13 protein-coding genes are annotated in these 15,490 nt (G+C 60.7%); 7 read left to right on the top strand and 6 right to left on the bottom strand.

Going from position 1 to position 15,490, the window contains the following annotated elements:
- Nucleotides 1-39: 39 nt before the first annotated feature.
- Nucleotides 40-981 carry an AEC family transporter gene (locus NK667_RS22980; protein WP_054049952.1) on the top strand — a complete coding sequence of 314 codons (942 nt, stop codon included), beginning with the start codon at nt 40-42 and terminating at the stop codon, nt 979-981.
- 156 nt (nt 982-1,137) lie between these two features.
- Here the strand turns inward: NK667_RS22980 and NK667_RS22975 are convergent, their stop codons facing one another.
- From NK667_RS22975 to gatC, 6 genes are all read right to left on the bottom strand, one after another.
- Nucleotides 1,138-1,518, bottom strand: a complete 381-nt coding sequence (locus tag NK667_RS22975; protein ID WP_054616141.1) for a carboxymuconolactone decarboxylase family protein — start codon at nt 1,516-1,518, stop codon at nt 1,138-1,140.
- Nucleotides 1,515-2,576: a calcium/sodium antiporter gene (locus NK667_RS22970; protein ID WP_054616140.1), complete on the bottom strand. Its 1,062-nt coding sequence runs from the start codon at nt 2,574-2,576 to the stop codon at nt 1,515-1,517. The genes NK667_RS22975 and NK667_RS22970 overlap by 4 nt, the downstream gene beginning before the upstream one ends.
- 57 nt (nt 2,577-2,633) lie before the next feature.
- Nucleotides 2,634-3,008: a septal ring lytic transglycosylase RlpA family protein gene (locus NK667_RS22965; protein WP_054049947.1), complete on the bottom strand. Its 375-nt coding sequence runs from the start codon at nt 3,006-3,008 to the stop codon at nt 2,634-2,636.
- 149 nt (nt 3,009-3,157) lie between these two features.
- Entirely contained in the window at nt 3,158-4,603 is a 1,446-nt protein-coding gene (gatB, locus tag NK667_RS22960) for an Asp-tRNA(Asn)/Glu-tRNA(Gln) amidotransferase subunit GatB (RefSeq protein WP_054616139.1), read from the bottom strand.
- A 10-nt stretch (nt 4,604-4,613) separates the two neighbouring features.
- Nucleotides 4,614-6,065, bottom strand: coding sequence for an Asp-tRNA(Asn)/Glu-tRNA(Gln) amidotransferase subunit GatA (gene gatA / locus NK667_RS22955; protein WP_054049943.1), 1,452 nt, complete (start codon nt 6,063-6,065; stop codon nt 4,614-4,616).
- Between the two features lie 16 nt (nt 6,066-6,081).
- Nucleotides 6,082-6,369 (bottom strand): Asp-tRNA(Asn)/Glu-tRNA(Gln) amidotransferase subunit GatC, encoded by a 288-nt coding sequence (gene gatC / locus NK667_RS22950; protein WP_054616138.1) that lies wholly within the window; start codon nt 6,367-6,369, stop codon nt 6,082-6,084.
- Between the two features lie 211 nt (nt 6,370-6,580).
- On the opposite strand from gatC, the gene mreB reads away from it, so the two are divergent.
- From mreB to NK667_RS22920, 6 genes are all read left to right on the top strand, one after another.
- Complete coding sequence (gene mreB, locus NK667_RS22945; protein WP_002555108.1) at nt 6,581-7,618, top strand: rod shape-determining protein MreB; 1,038 nt, start codon at nt 6,581-6,583, stop codon at nt 7,616-7,618.
- Nucleotides 7,619-7,807: 189 nt separating this feature from the next.
- Complete coding sequence (gene mreC / locus NK667_RS22940) at nt 7,808-8,863, top strand: rod shape-determining protein MreC (RefSeq protein ID WP_413786157.1); 1,056 nt, start codon at nt 7,808-7,810, stop codon at nt 8,861-8,863.
- On the top strand, nt 8,863-9,354 hold the full coding sequence (gene mreD / locus NK667_RS22935) for a rod shape-determining protein MreD (RefSeq protein WP_054049939.1): 492 nt from the start codon (nt 8,863-8,865) through the stop codon (nt 9,352-9,354). Before mreC ends, mreD begins: the two co-directional genes overlap by 1 nt.
- Before the next feature lie 43 nt (nt 9,355-9,397).
- The gene (locus tag NK667_RS22930; RefSeq protein WP_054616137.1) at nt 9,398-10,000 is read left to right on the top strand and encodes a Maf family protein; all 603 of its coding nucleotides are present in this window, start codon (nt 9,398-9,400) and stop codon (nt 9,998-10,000) included.
- Nucleotides 10,001-10,057: 57 nt separating this feature from the next.
- Nucleotides 10,058-11,515, top strand: coding sequence for a ribonuclease G (rng, locus tag NK667_RS22925; RefSeq protein ID WP_054049935.1), 1,458 nt, complete (start codon nt 10,058-10,060; stop codon nt 11,513-11,515).
- A gap of 75 nt (nt 11,516-11,590) precedes the next feature.
- Nucleotides 11,591-15,394, top strand: coding sequence for a YhdP family protein (locus NK667_RS22920; RefSeq protein WP_054616136.1), 3,804 nt, complete (start codon nt 11,591-11,593; stop codon nt 15,392-15,394).
- Nucleotides 15,395-15,490: the final 96 nt, after the last annotated feature.

The following is a 15,490-nucleotide window of genomic DNA, read 5'->3' as shown; positions in this document are numbered from 1 at the left end:
TTAGCCCACTAACGACACCCACCCAAGGTTCTCCCCGGCATGCTGGCAATCTTCCTCGAAACCCTGAACATCACCGCGCCGGTGTTTGCCATGCTGTTTCTGGGTGTGCTGCTCAAGCGCATCGACTGGATCAACGACAACTTCATCCATACCGCGTCGGCCCTGGTGTTTAACGTCACCATGCCGGCGTTGCTGTTTCTGGGCATCCTGCATGCCGACCTGCACGCCGCGTTGCAACCGGCGCTGCTGATCTATTTCTCGTTGGCCACGCTGGTGAGTTTTGCCGGCGCCTGGGGTTGGGCGATCTGGAAGTGTCCGCGCGAAGATCGCGGCATCTACACCCAGGGCGCGTTTCGCGGCAACAACGGCGTGATCGGCCTCGCGCTGGCGGCGAGCATGTACGGCGACTACGGGATTTCCCTCGGGGCGATTCTCGCAGCGCTAGTGATCCTGTTCTACAACACCCTCTCGACCATCGTACTGGCGGTGTACAGCCCGGTGATCAAGTCCGATCCGTGGAGCATCTGCAAAAGCGTGTTCAGCAACCCGTTGATCATCAGCGTGTTTGCGGCGGCGCCGTTTGCCTATTTCAAAATCGGTTTGCCGGGGTGGCTGGAAACCTCCGGCCAGTACCTGGCGCAAACCACCTTGCCATTGGCGCTGATCTGCATCGGCGGCACTTTGTCGCTCGCGGCGTTGCGCAAAAGCGGCAGCATGGCGCTGAGCTCCAGCCTGGTGAAGATGATCGGCCTGCCGGTATTCGCGACTGTTGGCGCGTGGTTGTGGGGTTTTCGCGGGGCGGAGTTGGGGATTCTGTTTCTGTACTTCGGCAGCCCGACGGCGGCGGCGAGTTTTGTCATGGCGCGCCAGGCTAACGGCAACCATGAACTGGCGGCGGCGATCATTGTGATCACCACGTTGATGGCGGCGGTGACCACCAATATCGGGATCTTTGTGTTGCAGTGGGGTGGGTGGATCTAGCTTCAGGTTTTTTGGTGTTCTTGAGGGCCCCTTCGCGAGCAAGCCCGCTCCCACAGTGGATCTCCAGTGGACACAAAATTTGTGTTCGGTTCGATCTACTGTGGGAGCGGGCTTGCTCGCGAAGACGGCGGAACAGTCACCACAAATACCTGCGATTTACTCCGGCTTCTGGTAACTATCTATCACTTCCTGCGCCGCGCGAAACGCATCAATCGCCGCTGGCACGCCGGCATACACCGCGCAATGCAGCAGCGCCTCGCGGATCTCTTCCACGGTGCAGCCGTTGTTCAACGCGCCGCGCACATGACCTTTCAACTCTTGCGGGCACTTCAGCGCGGTCAGCGCGGCGAGGGTGATCAGGCTGCGGGTTTTCAGCGACAGGCCTTCGCGATTCCAGACGCTGCCCCAGGCGTGTTCGTTGACGAAATCCTGTAGCGGCTGACTGAACTCGGTAGCATTGCCCAACGCGCGGTCGACGAAGGCATCGCCCATCACTTGGCGGCGGACTTCAACGCCGGGCTTTTTGTTTTCGGTCATGGCACATCCCTCTTGTGGTGTTGGCGACGCCAGGCGCGCAGCGACGTAAACAGCAAGAACGCCACCAGCGCCGGCAGGACGAAAATCAGCATCAAGTGTTCAAGCTTGCCGGCCAGCGGCATGCCGGTGGTGAACGACACCACGTGCAACCCATACGCCAGGTACAAACCCAAAAACAGCAGGCCCTCGGCGCGGGTGACCCGATAACCGGAATAGAACACCGGCAGGCACAGCACGGCGACGCCGAGCATCACCGGCAAGTCGAAAGCCAGCGCGTTGGGCGACACCGACAGCGGCGACGGCGCCACCAATGCGGTAAAGCCGAGCACGCCCAACAGGTTGAACAGATTGCTGCCGATCACGTTGCCCACGGCGATCTCGCGCTGACCGCGCAACGCGGCGATCAACGAGGTGGCCAGTTCCGGCAGGGACGTGCTGATGGCGACGATGGTCAGGCCGATGATGCGCTCCGACAGCCCCAGGTCGGTGGCGACCGATACCGCGGCCCCCAGCAACAAATGCCCGGCATACACCAGCATCGCCAGCCCGGCGACGATCATCAACAGACTGCTGATCCACGGCGCCTGTGCCTTCGATTCATCGCTCGATGGCGGCCGGGCCGAGTGCCGCGACTGGCGCAGCAGCAAACCCAAGTACAACACCAGCGCGCCTAACAGGATCACGCCGTCGGTGCGGGTCAGTTCTTCGTTCCAGGCCAATACGCAGACCAGCAGGCTGGCGCCGATCATCAGCGGGATGTCCAGACGCACCAATTGCCGCGACACGCGCAATGGAATGATCAGCGCTGACAGGCCAAGGGTGACGAGGATATTGAAGATGCTGCTACCGATTACGCTGCCGACGGCGATGTCAGCGTTTTGCGCGAGCATCGCTTGCAGGCTGACGGCCATTTGCGGCGCGCTGCTGCCGAGGGCGACGATGGTCAGGCCGATGATCAGCGGCCGCACATGCAGGCGCGCGGCCAGGCGCACGGCGGCGCGCACCATCAGCTCGGCGCCGGCGATCAGCAGAAACAGGCCGCTGAGCAGTTCGATCAAGCTCAGCAGGGGGATGTCTTCTAAACCGTAAATGGTCGCGCTCCGTGGTGGCGGGGATCAGTCATCGAGGGCCTGCACGCGAACCTTGGCGGTGCCGCTGCCGATCATGCCGAGCCGCACTGCAGCGGCATGGGACACGTCGATCAGGCGCCCACGGGTATGCGGCCCACGGTCGTTGATACGGACCACGCAGGATTTGTCGTTATTCAGATTGGTGACCTTCACCCGCGTGCCGAACGGTAACTGGCGGTGGGCGGCGGTCAGGGAATTCTTGTCGAAACGCTCGCCACTGGCGGTGCGTTTGCCTTGGTGTTTGGCGCCGTAATAGGACGCCGTGCCGGTCTTGTCATAGCCGTGTGGATCGACGATGTCGTTGCTGGCGCAACCGGCCAGCAGGGAGAGCAGGGCGCAGGCGCCGAGTAGACGCTTCATTCAAAGTTTCCCTGAAACAAATGTGGGAGCGGGCTTGCTCGCGAATGCATTCTGACAGTCAATCTTGTATTGAGTGCCGAACCGCATTCGCGAGCAAGCCCGCTCCCACAGGGGATTGGAGCCAGGCATTAAATCTGGCTCCATGTCCATCAGCCTTCGAGCTTGCTTTTCAGCAGTTCGTTGACCTGTTGCGGGTTGGCCTTGCCTTTGGAGGCTTTCATGGCCTGGCCGACGAAGAAGCCGAACATCTTGCCGCGTTTGGCTTCGTCTGCCGCGCGGTACTGTTCAACCTGTTCGGCGTTGGCCGCGAGCATTTCGTCGAGCACCGCAGAGATCGCGCCGCTGTCGGTCACTTGCTTGAGGCCACGTTTTTCGATGATCTCGTCCGCGCTGCCTTCGCCGTTGGCCATCGCTTCGAACACAACCTTGGCGATTTTGCCGGAGATGGTGTTATCGGTGATGCGCAGCAGCATGCCGCCCAGTTGCTCGGCGGAAACCGGCGACTGGTCGATGTCCAGGCCCTGTTTGTTCAACAGGCTGCCCAGTTCAACCATGACCCAGTTGGCCGCCAGTTTGGCGTCGCCGCCAATGCTTGCGACTTTCTCGAAGTAATCGGCTTGCTCGCGGCTGGTGGCCAGGACGCTCGCGTCATACACCGACAGACCAAACTGCGCCTGGAAGCGCTCGCGTTTCTGCGGTGGCAATTCCGGCAGGGTGGCGCGCACGTCGTCGAGGAACGAGTTCTCGATGACCACGGGCAACAGGTCCGGATCCGGGAAGTAACGGTAGTCGTTGGCTTCCTCTTTGCTGCGCATCGGACGGGTTTCGTCCTTGTTCGGATCGTACAGACGCGTCTGCTGGATTACTTTGCCGCCGTCTTCGATCAGCTCGATCTGGCGACGCACTTCACTGTTGATCGCCTTCTCGATGAAACGGAACGAGTTGACGTTCTTGATCTCGCAGCGAGTGCCGAATTCAACCTGGCCTTTCGGACGGATCGACACGTTGCAGTCGCAACGCAGCGAACCTTCGGCCATGTTGCCGTCGCAGATGCCCAGGTAACGCACCAGCGCGTGGACCGTCTTGACGTAGGCCACGGCTTCCTTGGCGCTGCGCATGTCCGGCTCGGACACGATTTCCAGCAGCGGCGTGCCGGCACGGTTCAGGTCGATGCCGGTGGCGCCGTTGAACTCTTCGTGCAGGCTTTTACCGGCGTCTTCTTCCAGGTGCGCACGGGTCACGCCGACACGTTTGATCGTGCCGTCTTCCATGGCGATGTCCAGGTGGCCCTTGCCGACGATCGGCAATTCCATCTGGCTGATCTGGTAACCCTTCGGCAGGTCCGGGTAGAAATAGTTTTTGCGGGCGAACACGTTGTGCTGGCCGATCTCGGCATCGATGGCCAGGCCGAACATCACCGCCATGCGCACCGCTTCCTGGTTCAGCACCGGCAGTACGCCGGGCATGCCCAGGTCTACCAGGCTGGCCTGGGTGTTCGGCTCGGAGCCGAAAGTGGTGGAGCTACCGGAAAAGATTTTCGACCGGGTGGTGAGCTGGGTATGAATCTCCAGCCCGATCACGACTTCCCATTGCATGTGTTTCTCCTCAGAAGCCGGTTGGGGTGCGGGTGTGCCAGTCAGTGTTCAACTGATACTGGTGCGCAACGTTGAGCAAACGGCCTTCCTGGAAATACGGGGCGAGCAATTGCACGCCGACCGGCAGACCATCGACAAAACCGGCTGGCATGGACAAGCCCGGCAGACCGGCGAGGTTGGCGGTGATGGTGTAGACGTCTTCCAGATAGGCAGCAACCGGGTCGCTGTTCTTGGCGCCAAGCTTCCAGGCCGGGTTCGGCGTGGTTGGGCCGAGGATGATGTCGACCTCATTGAAAGCAGCCATGAAATCGTTCTTCACCAGGCGACGGATTTTCTGCGCCTTAAGGTAGTAGGCGTCGTAGTAACCGGCGGACAGCGCATAAGCACCGACCATGATCCGGCGCTGTACTTCCGCGCCGAAACCTTCACCACGGGAACGCTTGTATAGGTCTTCCAGGCTCTTCGGGTCTTCGCAGCGATGGCCAAAGCGCACGCCGTCGAAACGCGAAAGGTTGGAAGAAGCTTCAGCCGGGGCGATCACGTAGTACGCAGGGATCGCGTGCTGCATGTTTGGCAGGCTGATTTCCTTGATCACGGCGCCGAGCTTTTCCAGCTCCTTGACGCTGTTGTGGATCAGCTCGGCGATGCGCGGGTCGAGACCGGCGCTGAAGTATTCCTTCGGCACGCCGATGCGCAGGCCTTGCAGCGAGCTATTCAGGCTGGCGCTGTAATCCGGCACGGGTTCGTCGATGCTGGTGGAGTCATTCGCATCGAAACCGGCCATGCCTTGCAGCAGGATCGCGCAGTCTTCGGCGGTGCGCGCCAATGGGCCGCCCTGATCGAGGCTGGAGGCGTAAGCGATCATGCCCCAGCGCGAAACACGACCGTACGTCGGTTTCAGGCCGGTAAGGTTGGTGAACGCAGCCGGTTGGCGGATCGAGCCGCCGGTATCGGTGGCGGTCGCGGCTGGCAGCAGACGAGCGGCAACGGCGGCTGCCGAACCACCGGACGAACCGCCTGGGACGTGTTCCAGGTTCCACGGGTTTTTCACCGCGCCGTAATAGCTCGACTCGTTGGCCGAACCCATGGCGAATTCGTCCATGTTGGTCTTGCCGAGGGTCACGGCACCGGCGGCGGCCAGCTTGGCAACCACGGTGGCGTCGTACGGTGCTTTAAAGTTGTCGAGCATCTTCGAGCCGCAGCTGGTGCGGATGCCCTGGGTGCAGAACAGGTCTTTATGGGCGATCGGCGCGCCGAGCAGGGCGCCGCTCTCACCATTGGCCCGGCGTGCGTCAGCGGCTTTCGCCTGCTGGAGCGCCAGGTCTTCGGTGAGGCTGATGAAACTGTTGAGCTGTGGATCGAGCTGCGCGATGCGCGCCAGCAGGACTTTGGTCAGCTCTTCGGAAGAAAACTTTTTATCGGCGAGTCCGCGGGCGATCTCGGCCAGAGTCATTTGATGCATTGCAGGCTCTTTCCCTTTAGTCGATGACTTTCGGAACCAGGTACAGGCCGTTTTCGACCGCTGGTGCGATGGACTGATAGGCCTCGCGATGATTGGTCTCGGTCACGACGTCTGCGCGCAGGCGCTGGCTGGCTTCCAGTGGGTGGGCCAGCGGCTCGATACCATCGGTATTGACTGCCTGCATTTCGTCGACCAGCCCGAGAATGCTGTTCAGGGCCGAAGTGATGTGTGGAAGATCGGTATCATTCAGGCCAAGGCAGGCCAGATGAGCGATTTTTTCCACGTCGGAGCGTTCAAGCGCCATTGCGATTCTCCAGTGGAAAACAGAACGGACGGCGTCCGTGTGTTAGATTGTCGGAACACTACCGCATTTCTACGGTCATAAGGCCGCGATTGTGGGGGTTGGTGCACAGAAAAGCGGCCAATTTAACATATTGGCGCCTTGCCCAAAATCCCTGTCGTTGTTAGAGTTTGCCGCACTTTTTTACCCACGCGTTGCCTAGGGTCCCTTTCCCATGTTCAAGAAACTGCGTGGCATGTTTTCCAGCGATCTTTCCATTGACCTGGGCACTGCCAACACCCTTATTTACGTGCGCGAGCGCGGAATCGTCCTGAATGAGCCATCGGTTGTGGCTATTCGGACACACGGTAACCAGAAAAGTGTCGTTGCTGTCGGCACCGAGGCCAAGCGCATGCTCGGCCGTACGCCGGGCAACATTGCAGCCATTCGTCCGATGAAAGACGGCGTCATTGCCGACTTCAGCGTTTGCGAAAAGATGCTGCAGTACTTTATCAACAAGGTTCACGAAAACAGCTTCCTGCAGCCTAGCCCTCGTGTGCTGATCTGCGTTCCATGCAAATCCACCCAGGTGGAGCGTCGTGCCATCCGTGAATCGGCCCTTGGTGCCGGTGCGCGTGAAGTGTTCCTGATCGAAGAGCCGATGGCTGCTGCGATCGGTGCCGGCCTGCCGGTTGAAGAAGCACGCGGTTCGATGGTTGTCGATATCGGTGGCGGTACCACTGAAATCGCGCTGATCTCCCTGAACGGTGTGGTTTACGCCGAATCCGTACGCGTTGGCGGCGACCGCTTCGATGAAGCGATCATCACCTACGTGCGTCGCAACTACGGCAGCCTGATCGGCGAATCCACCGCCGAGCGCATCAAGCAGGAAATCGGTACAGCCTACCCGGGCGGCGAAGTACGTGAAGTCGACGTACGTGGTCGTAACCTGGCCGAAGGCGTTCCACGCGCATTCACCCTGAACTCCAATGAAGTGCTGGAAGCTCTGCAAGAGTCTTTGGCCACCATCGTTCAGGCTGTGAAAAGTGCCCTGGAGCAATCGCCGCCGGAACTGGCTTCCGATATCGCCGAGCGTGGCCTTGTACTGACCGGTGGTGGCGCGTTGCTGCGCGACCTCGACAAGTTGCTGGCCCAGGAAACCGGTCTGCCGGTGATCGTTGCCGAAGACCCGCTGACCTGCGTGGCTCGCGGTGGTGGTCGTGCCCTGGAAATGATGGATAAACACACCATGGACCTGCTGTCGAGCGAGTGATCTCGCCCGATGCATCTATGCTGTGAGCGCGCAGGCAGCACTTTGCAGTGCTGCCTGTTGCGTTTATCTTCTGTCAGTCTGCATCCAGGCCGGTTTGATGCCGTATGAATAAAGAGAACATTTGCCTGGGAGGAGCGGCTTATTAAACCGCTTTTCGCCAAAGGCCCCTCACTGGGCGTGCGCTTGTTGGTGCTGGTCGTGCTATCGGTCGCGCTGATGGTCGTCGATGCCCGCTTCACACTGCTCAAGCCAGTGCGTAGTCAGATGTCGCTGGTGCTGATGCAGTCTTACTGGATCACCGACCTGCCGCAGCGGCTATGGCAAGGTGTGGCCAGCCAATTTGGCAGCCGTACCGAACTGGTTGCCGAGAACGAAAAACTCAAGACCGAAAACCTGCTGTTGCAGGGTCGCATGCAAAAGCTTGCCGCCCTCACCGAGCAGAACGTTCGGCTGCGCGAGTTGCTCAATTCCTCCGCGTTGGTCAACGAGAAGGTCGAAGTGGCCGAGTTGATCGGCATGGACCCCAACCCCTTCACGCATCGCATCATCATCAACAAAGGTGAGCGCGACGGTGTGATCCTCGGCCAGCCGGTTCTCGACGCCCGTGGCCTGATGGGTCAGGTGGTGGAGTTGATGCCGTACACCTCCCGCGTGCTGTTGCTGACGGATACGACTCACAGCATTCCTGTGCAGGTGAACCGCAACGGTCTGCGGGCGATCGCCAGCGGCACCGGTAATCCTGAGCGCCTCGAACTGCGTCACGTAGCCGACACCGCCGACATTAAAGAAGGCGATCTGTTGGTCAGCTCCGGCCTCGGCCAGCGCTTCCCGGCAGGTTACCCCGTGGCGACGGTCAAGGAAGTGATCCACGATTCCGGCCAGCCATTTGCCATCGTCCGCGCCGTGCCGACCGCCGCCCTGAACCGCAGCCGTTATCTGTTGCTGGTGTTCAGCGATGGTCGCACTGCAGAAGAACGTGCCAACGACGCCGCCCAGGCTCAGGAAGCACTGGACCAGCATGGCGGCGGGCCGATCATTCCGGCCACGGTGCCTAAACCGATTCCTGCGGTCGTGCCGACTCCGGCCGTTGCTGCGCCGGTCACTGCGCCAGCAGCCACGCCACCTGCGGCAACGACACCGGCCAAGCCTACTCATCCGGCCAAGCCTGTCGCCAAACCGGCTGCTGCGAAACCCGCTGCCAAACCGCCTGTCTCTGCACCGGCCACCACTGGGGGAAGAGAATAATGGCGGGTGCTACTTCATCCCGGAACGGCTGGATCGTCTGGCTGACCTTCGCCATCGGCCTGCTGCTCAGCGTTTCGCCGTTGCCGCAATTCATGGAAATCCTGCGTCCCCTGTGGCTGGCGTTACTGCTGGCATTCTGGGCGTTGGCCCTGCCGCAGAAAGTCGGCATGGTCACCGCGTTTTGCCTGGGGCTGGCTGAAGATGTGCTCTATGGCACCTTGCTTGGCCAGAATGCGTTGATTCTGACGCTCATCACCTATCTGGTGCTGGCGTTGCAACAGCGCCTGCGGATGTTCCCGATGTGGCAGCAGTGCCTGGTGCTTCTGGTGATCTTCGGCCTGGCCCAACTGGTCCAGCTGTGGCTCAGCGCCCTGACCGGCAATCGCCAGCCAACCTTGGCTTTGGTGCTACCGGCGTTGGTTAGCGCACTGCTCTGGCCGTGGATCAGCTTCGGTTTGCGTGGTCTGCGTCGGCGTTACAAGATCAATTAAATCGGTCAGGCATGCGCCCGTACCTCGACAGGGAGATGTCTGGATGAAACAGAAATTGCTGTACCTCGCCTCAGGCTCGCCGCGTCGGCGTGAACTGCTCACGCAGATCGGCGTGCCGTTCTCCGCCATCAGCGCGGACATTGATGAAACCCCTTTGCTCAACGAAACCCCATCGGCCTATGTCGAGCGTCTGGCGCGCGGCAAGGCCGAGGCCGGGCGCCGTACGGTCGTCTCCGACGCAGCATTTTGCGTATTGGGTGCGGATACCGCCGTGGTCCTGGACGGGAAAATTCTCGGCAAGCCAGTGGACGAAGCCGATGCGTGCGCCATGCTTATGATGTTGTCGGGGCAGGAGCACGAAGTCCTGACGGCGATTGCCGTGCTTGACGGCGAGCGTTGCGAATCGCTTGTGGTGCGCAGCCTGGTGCGTTTTCGCAGCATCAGTCGCGAGGAAGTGGCGGCCTACTGGGCCAGCGGCGAACCCCACGACAAGGCTGGCGGCTATGGCATTCAAGGGTTGGGCGCAGTGTTTGTCGCCGGGCTCGATGGCAGCTATTCGGCGGTGGTTGGATTGCCGCTGTGCGAAAGCGCAGAACTGCTCGGCCATTTCGGCATACCCTGTTGGCAAACCCTTAACGCGCGCTGAGCGTCGTACTGACTAGATGCGGCCATTATCGTGAACATGCCTGAACGAGACCCTGCCATGAGTGAAGAGATCCTGATCAACATCACGCCGATGGAATCGCGCGTGGCGGTGGTTGAAAACGGTGTCCTGCAAGAAGTTCACGTCGAGCGCACACAAAAGCGCGGCATCGTCGGCAACATTTATAAAGGCAAGGTTGTGCGGGTATTGCCGGGCATGCAGGCGGCTTTCGTCGACATCGGCCTGGACCGTGCCGCGTTCATTCACGCTTCGGAAATCTCCCTGCGTGAAGGCCCTGCGGTGGAAAGCATCAGCAGCCTGGTGCACGAAGGCCAGAGCCTTGTAGTGCAAGTCACCAAGGACCCGATCGGTTCCAAAGGTGCGCGGTTGACCACGCAGTTGTCGATTCCATCGCGCTATCTGGTGTACATGCCGCGCACGGCGCACGTCGGCATTTCCCTGAAGATCGAAGACGAAGCCGAGCGCGAGCGCCTCAAACAAGTGGTCACCGACTGCGTGGCCAAAGAAGGCATCAAGGAAGCCGGCGGCTTTATTCTGCGCACCGCCGCAGAAGGTGCCGGGGCCGATGAAATCCTCATGGACATCCGCTACCTGCGCCGTCTGTGGGACCAGATCAACGCCCAGATCCAAACCATCGGAGCGCCGAGCGTGATCTACGAAGATCTCGGCCTGGCCCTGCGCACCTTGCGTGACCTGGTGAGCCCGAAGATCGAGAAGATCCGCATCGACTCCCGGGAAACCTTCCAGAAAACCACACAGTTCGTCGCCGAACTGATGCCGGAAATCGCTGATCGCCTTGAGCATTATCCGGGCGAGCGGCCGATTTTCGACCTGTATGGCGTCGAAGACGAAATCCAGAAAGCCCTGGAGCGCAAAGTGCCGCTCAAGTCCGGCGGCTATCTGGTGGTGGACCCGGCGGAAGCCATGAGCACCATCGACGTCAACACCGGGGCGTTCGTCGGCCATCGCAATCTCGAAGAAACCATCTTCAAGACCAACCTCGAAGCCGCCACCGCCATCGCTCGTCAGCTGCGCCTGCGCAACCTTGGCGGGATCATCATCATCGACTTCATCGACATGGAAGATGAAGAGCACCAACGGCAAGTGTTGCGTACCCTTGAGAAGCAACTGGAGCGCGATCACGCCAAGACCAACATCATCGGCATCACCGAGTTGGGCCTGGTGCAGATGACCCGCAAGCGCACCCGCGAAAGTCTTGAGCAAGTGTTGTGTGAGCCGTGCAGCAGTTGTCAGGGTCGCGGCAAGCTGAAGACTCCGGAAACGGTCTGCTACGAAATTTTCCGCGAAATCCTCCGCGAAGCCCGCGCCTATCAGGCGGAAGGCTATCGTGTATTGGCGAATCAGAAAGTAGTGGATCGCTTGCTCGACGAAGAGTCGGGCAACGTCGCCGAACTGGAAGGGTTTATCGGTCGCACCATTCGTTTTCAGGTCGAAACCATGTATTCCCAGGAACAATACGACGTGGTGCTGCTCTGAATCTCCAGGTTTCACCGCGACTAGAACGGCTGGCCTCAGCTTTTTGCAGTATTTTTGCCATGGGAGCCACCTGACATGGACCGTCTGACACGCCTTTTGGCCGCACTGACCCGCTGGGGATTGGGCCTGTGTGCGTTGGTTCTGGTGCTGATGGCGTTGTACGTCAGCCTCGGTCGGGAGCTGACGCCGCTGGTGGCCGAATACCGCGCCGACGTCGAGACCAAGGCTAGTGCCGCGCTGGGCATGCCCCTGCAAATCGGCAAGCTTGAGGGCAACTGGAGCGGTTTTGCGCCCATTCTGCTGGCCCACGACGTGACGGTCGGCGCGGGCACCAATACCCTGCGCCTGGATAACGTGCGTGCCGTGCCCGACCTTTGGGCCAGTCTGTTGGCCCGGGAAGTGCGCATCGCTCACCTGGAACTCAACGGCCTGAAGATCAGCCTCAAGGAAGGCGAGGACGGCCATTGGGCGCTGGAAGGTCTGCCGGTGCAGCAAGACCAGCCAATGGACCCTGAGCAGTTGCTCAATCGCATGCAGATGGTCGAACAGCTGTCGATCCTTGATAGCCAGATCACCTTGCAACCGGTGGATCATCTTCCGCTGACGTTGACCTACGTTGGCATCAATCTGAAAACCGGCGCCTCTCGTCAACGCCTCGACGCGCGCCTGACCCTGCCCGATGGTCAACCCGTGGCCATGAGCCTGCGTACCCGCGTGCGGGCCAGCGCCTGGAAGGAGGGCGCGGCGGAGGCTTACCTGAGCCTGCCGCAAAGCGATTGGTCGAAATGGTTGCCCGCACGCCTGACCCGGCAATGGAATTTCTCCGAGATCAAGGCCGGTGGCGAGCTGTGGCTAAACTGGGACAAAGGCGCTATGCAAAGCGCGGCGATTCGCCTGAATGCTCCGCAAATCAAGGGCGCCTACGCCGAGCGCAAGCCGATCCAGCTCAACAACCTCGCGCTCAACGCGTTCTTCCAGCGCAGCGACGAAGGTGCCCTGGTGATCCTCGATTCCCTGTCGATGAATTTTGGTGACACTCGCTGGGAAACCCATCTGCAACTCAAGCAAAGCGTCGCCACTGACAAAAACGAAGAACTCTGGCACCTGCAAGCCGATCGACTGGACCTGACCCCGCTCACGCCGCTGCTCAATGCGTTGGGACCGTTGCCTGAAGGCGTGGCCACCGCGGTGGAGAAACTCAAGGTCACCGGTGCATTGCGCAACGTGCTGATCGACATGCGGCCTAACGCCACCGACGACAGCAAATTCAGTTTCGCCGCCAATCTGGAGCGGGTCGGCTTCGACGCCTATCACGGCGCACCGGCCGCGCGGAATGTCAGCGGCAGCATCAGCGGCGACCTTGGTCACGGCGAGCTGCGCATGGACAGCAAGGATTTTTCCCTGCACCTGGACCCGATTTTCGCCAAGCCATGGCAATACATTCAAGCCAATGCCCGGCTGACCTGGAAACTCGATAAAGAAGGCTTCACCCTGATCGCGCCGTACCTGAAGGTACTGGGCGAAGAGGGCAAGATTGCCGGCGACTTTCTGATCCGCCTGCATTTCGACCACACTCAGGAAGACTACATGGACCTGCGGGTCGGCCTGGTGGACGGTGACGGCAAATACACCGCCAAGTACCTGCCGACCGTGCTCAGCCCGGCGCTGGACGAATGGTTACGTACGGCAATCCTCAAAGGTGCGGTGGACCAGGGCTTCTTCCAGTATCAGGGCTCGCTGAACCATGGCGCCGAAGACACCGCGCGCAGCATCAGCCTGTTCTTCAAGGTGCACGACGCCGAACTGGCGTTCCAGCCGGGTTGGCCGCATGTCAGCAAGGTCAGTGGCGATGTGTTTATCGAAGACAGCGGCGTGCGCATTCTGGCCAGCAAAGGCCAGTTGCTCGACACCCAGGTCAGCGATGTCTACGTCAATATCCCGCATGTGCCGGCCGGGCAGAACGTCCACATGTTCCTCGATGGCGGGTTTGCCGGCGGCTTGGGCGATGGCCTGAAGATTCTGCAGCAAGCACCGATCGGCACCGCCGACACCTTCGCCGGTTGGGAAGGCGAGGGCGATTTGCAGGGCAAGCTCAAGCTCGATATCCCGTTGGCCAAGGGCGATCAGCCAAAGATTGTCGTCGACTTCAAGACCAACAAGGCGCGGCTGAAACTGGCCGAACCGACGTTGGAGCTGACGCAGCTCAAGGGCGATTTCCGTTTCGACAGCAGCAAGGGCTTGAGCGGGCAGAACATCACTGCGAAGGCGTTCGACAAACCGGTCACCGCGCAAATCTTCGCCGATGGCAGTCCGGGCAAGCTCGATACCCGGGTCACCGCTTCCGGTCAGGTCGAGGTGAAGAAACTCACCGACTGGCTGAACGTGACCCAGCCGTTACCGGTAACCGGCGTCGTTCCTTACCAACTGCAACTGAACCTCAATGGCGCCGACAGCCAGTTGATCGTCAGCTCTAACCTCAAAGGCGTCGCCGTCGATTTGCCGGCACCGTTCGGCATGGCTGCGGATGTGGGCCGTGACACTGTGTTCCGCATGACCCTGCAAGGGCCGGAGCGGCGTTATTGGGTCACGTATGGCGACTTGGCGAACTTCACGTTCGCAGCACCCGCCGGTAATTTTGCCGACGGTCGCGGTGAATTGTTCCTCGGTGGCGGCAATGCGGTGTTGCCGGCGAACAAAGGCCTGCGCGTCAGCGGCGTGCTGTCGGAGCTGGATATCGGCCCGTGGAAGGATCTGGCGGACAAGTATGCCGGCCAGGATCCGGGCGGCAGTGCCAAGCAGTTGCTCAGCGGCGCGGACTTCAAGGTCGACAAGCTCAGCGGTTTCGGTACGACCCTCGATCAAGCCTCGGTGCAGTTGACCCGCAAGCCGTCAGCCTGGGCCTTGCAGCTCGACAGTCAGCAAGCCAAGGGCAATGTGAACATCCCCGACGCGAAAGCCGCGCCGATTGCGATCAATCTGCAATACGTGCGGTTGCCGGCGCCCGATCCGACCGTGCTGGCCGACGAAAACTCGCCAGACCCCTTGGCTTCCGTGGACCCGAGCAAGATCCCGGCGCTGGATATCACCATCAATCAGCTGTTTCAGGGCACTGACCTGGTGGGTGCCTGGTCGCTGAAAGTCCGGCCGACCGCCAAGGGCATCGCGCTTAATACGCTGGATATGGGCCTCAAAGGCATCCTGTTGCAGGGTAGCGGTGGCTGGGAAGGCACGCCGGGCGCCACCAGCAGTTGGTACAAGGGCCGGATCAGCGGCAAAAACCTCGCCGATGTGCTCAAGGGCTGGGGCTTTGCGCCGAGCGTGACCAGTGAAGAGTTTCACATGGACGTCGACGGTCGCTGGCCCGGTTCGCCGGCGTGGCTGGCCACCAAGCGTTTCTCCGGCAGCCTCGATGCTTCGCTGAATAAAGGTCAGTTCGTTGAAGTCGAGGGCAGTGCCCAGGCGTTGCGGGTGTTTGGCCTGCTCAACTTCAACTCCATCGGCCGCCGCCTGCGCCTGGACTTCTCCGACCTGTTTGGCAAGGGCCTGAGTTACGACCGGGTCAAAGGCCTGCTGGTGGCAAGCAACGGGGTTTACGTGACCCGTGAGCCGATCCTGTTGACCGGCCCGTCGAGCAACCTTGAGCTCAATGGCACCCTCGATCTGGTCGGCGATCAGGTCGATGCCAAGTTGCTGGTGACCTTGCCACTGACCAACAACCTGCCGATTGCCGCGCTGATTGTCGGCGCGCCGGCCATTGGTGGCGCGCTGTTCCTGATCGACAAGCTGATTGGCGACCGCGTGGCGCGTTTTGCCAGCGTCAAATACACCGTCAAAGGTCCATGGAAAGAGCCGAAGATCACCCTGGACAAGCCTTTTTGAAAAGCCTCCTCTGCGTTTGATGGAGTAGCATGGCCCTCAGGTTCTAATGCGCCGACTCAAACCCCTGTAGGAGCGAGGCTTGCCCGCGAACCGATA

It is taken from the genome of Pseudomonas nunensis, assembly GCF_024296925.1.
Lineage (GTDB): Bacteria > Pseudomonadota > Gammaproteobacteria > Pseudomonadales > Pseudomonadaceae > Aquipseudomonas > Aquipseudomonas nunensis.
Note: the sequence above shows the minus strand (reverse complement) of the source record. Positions and strands in the feature narration are given on the sequence as shown.

Coding starts and splice junctions, on each gene's coding strand:
- gatC (WP_054616138.1), bottom strand. CDS start 6,369: ATGGCGCTTGAACGCTCCGACGTGGAAAAAATCGCTCATCTGGCCTGC.
- NK667_RS22965 (WP_054049947.1), bottom strand. CDS start 3,008: ATGAAGCGTCTACTCGGCGCCTGCGCCCTGCTCTCCCTGCTGGCCGGT.
- mreB (WP_002555108.1), top strand. CDS start 6,581: ATGTTCAAGAAACTGCGTGGCATGTTTTCCAGCGATCTTTCCATTGAC.
- rng (WP_054049935.1), top strand. CDS start 10,058: ATGAGTGAAGAGATCCTGATCAACATCACGCCGATGGAATCGCGCGTG.
- NK667_RS22930 (WP_054616137.1), top strand. CDS start 9,398: ATGAAACAGAAATTGCTGTACCTCGCCTCAGGCTCGCCGCGTCGGCGT.
- mreD (WP_054049939.1), top strand. CDS start 8,863: ATGGCGGGTGCTACTTCATCCCGGAACGGCTGGATCGTCTGGCTGACC.
- gatA (WP_054049943.1), bottom strand. CDS start 6,065: ATGCATCAAATGACTCTGGCCGAGATCGCCCGCGGACTCGCCGATAAA.
- NK667_RS22975 (WP_054616141.1), bottom strand. CDS start 1,518: ATGACCGAAAACAAAAAGCCCGGCGTTGAAGTCCGCCGCCAAGTGATG.
- NK667_RS22980 (WP_054049952.1), top strand. CDS start 40: ATGCTGGCAATCTTCCTCGAAACCCTGAACATCACCGCGCCGGTGTTT.
- NK667_RS22920 (WP_054616136.1), top strand. CDS start 11,591: ATGGACCGTCTGACACGCCTTTTGGCCGCACTGACCCGCTGGGGATTG.
- gatB (WP_054616139.1), bottom strand. CDS start 4,603: ATGCAATGGGAAGTCGTGATCGGGCTGGAGATTCATACCCAGCTCACC.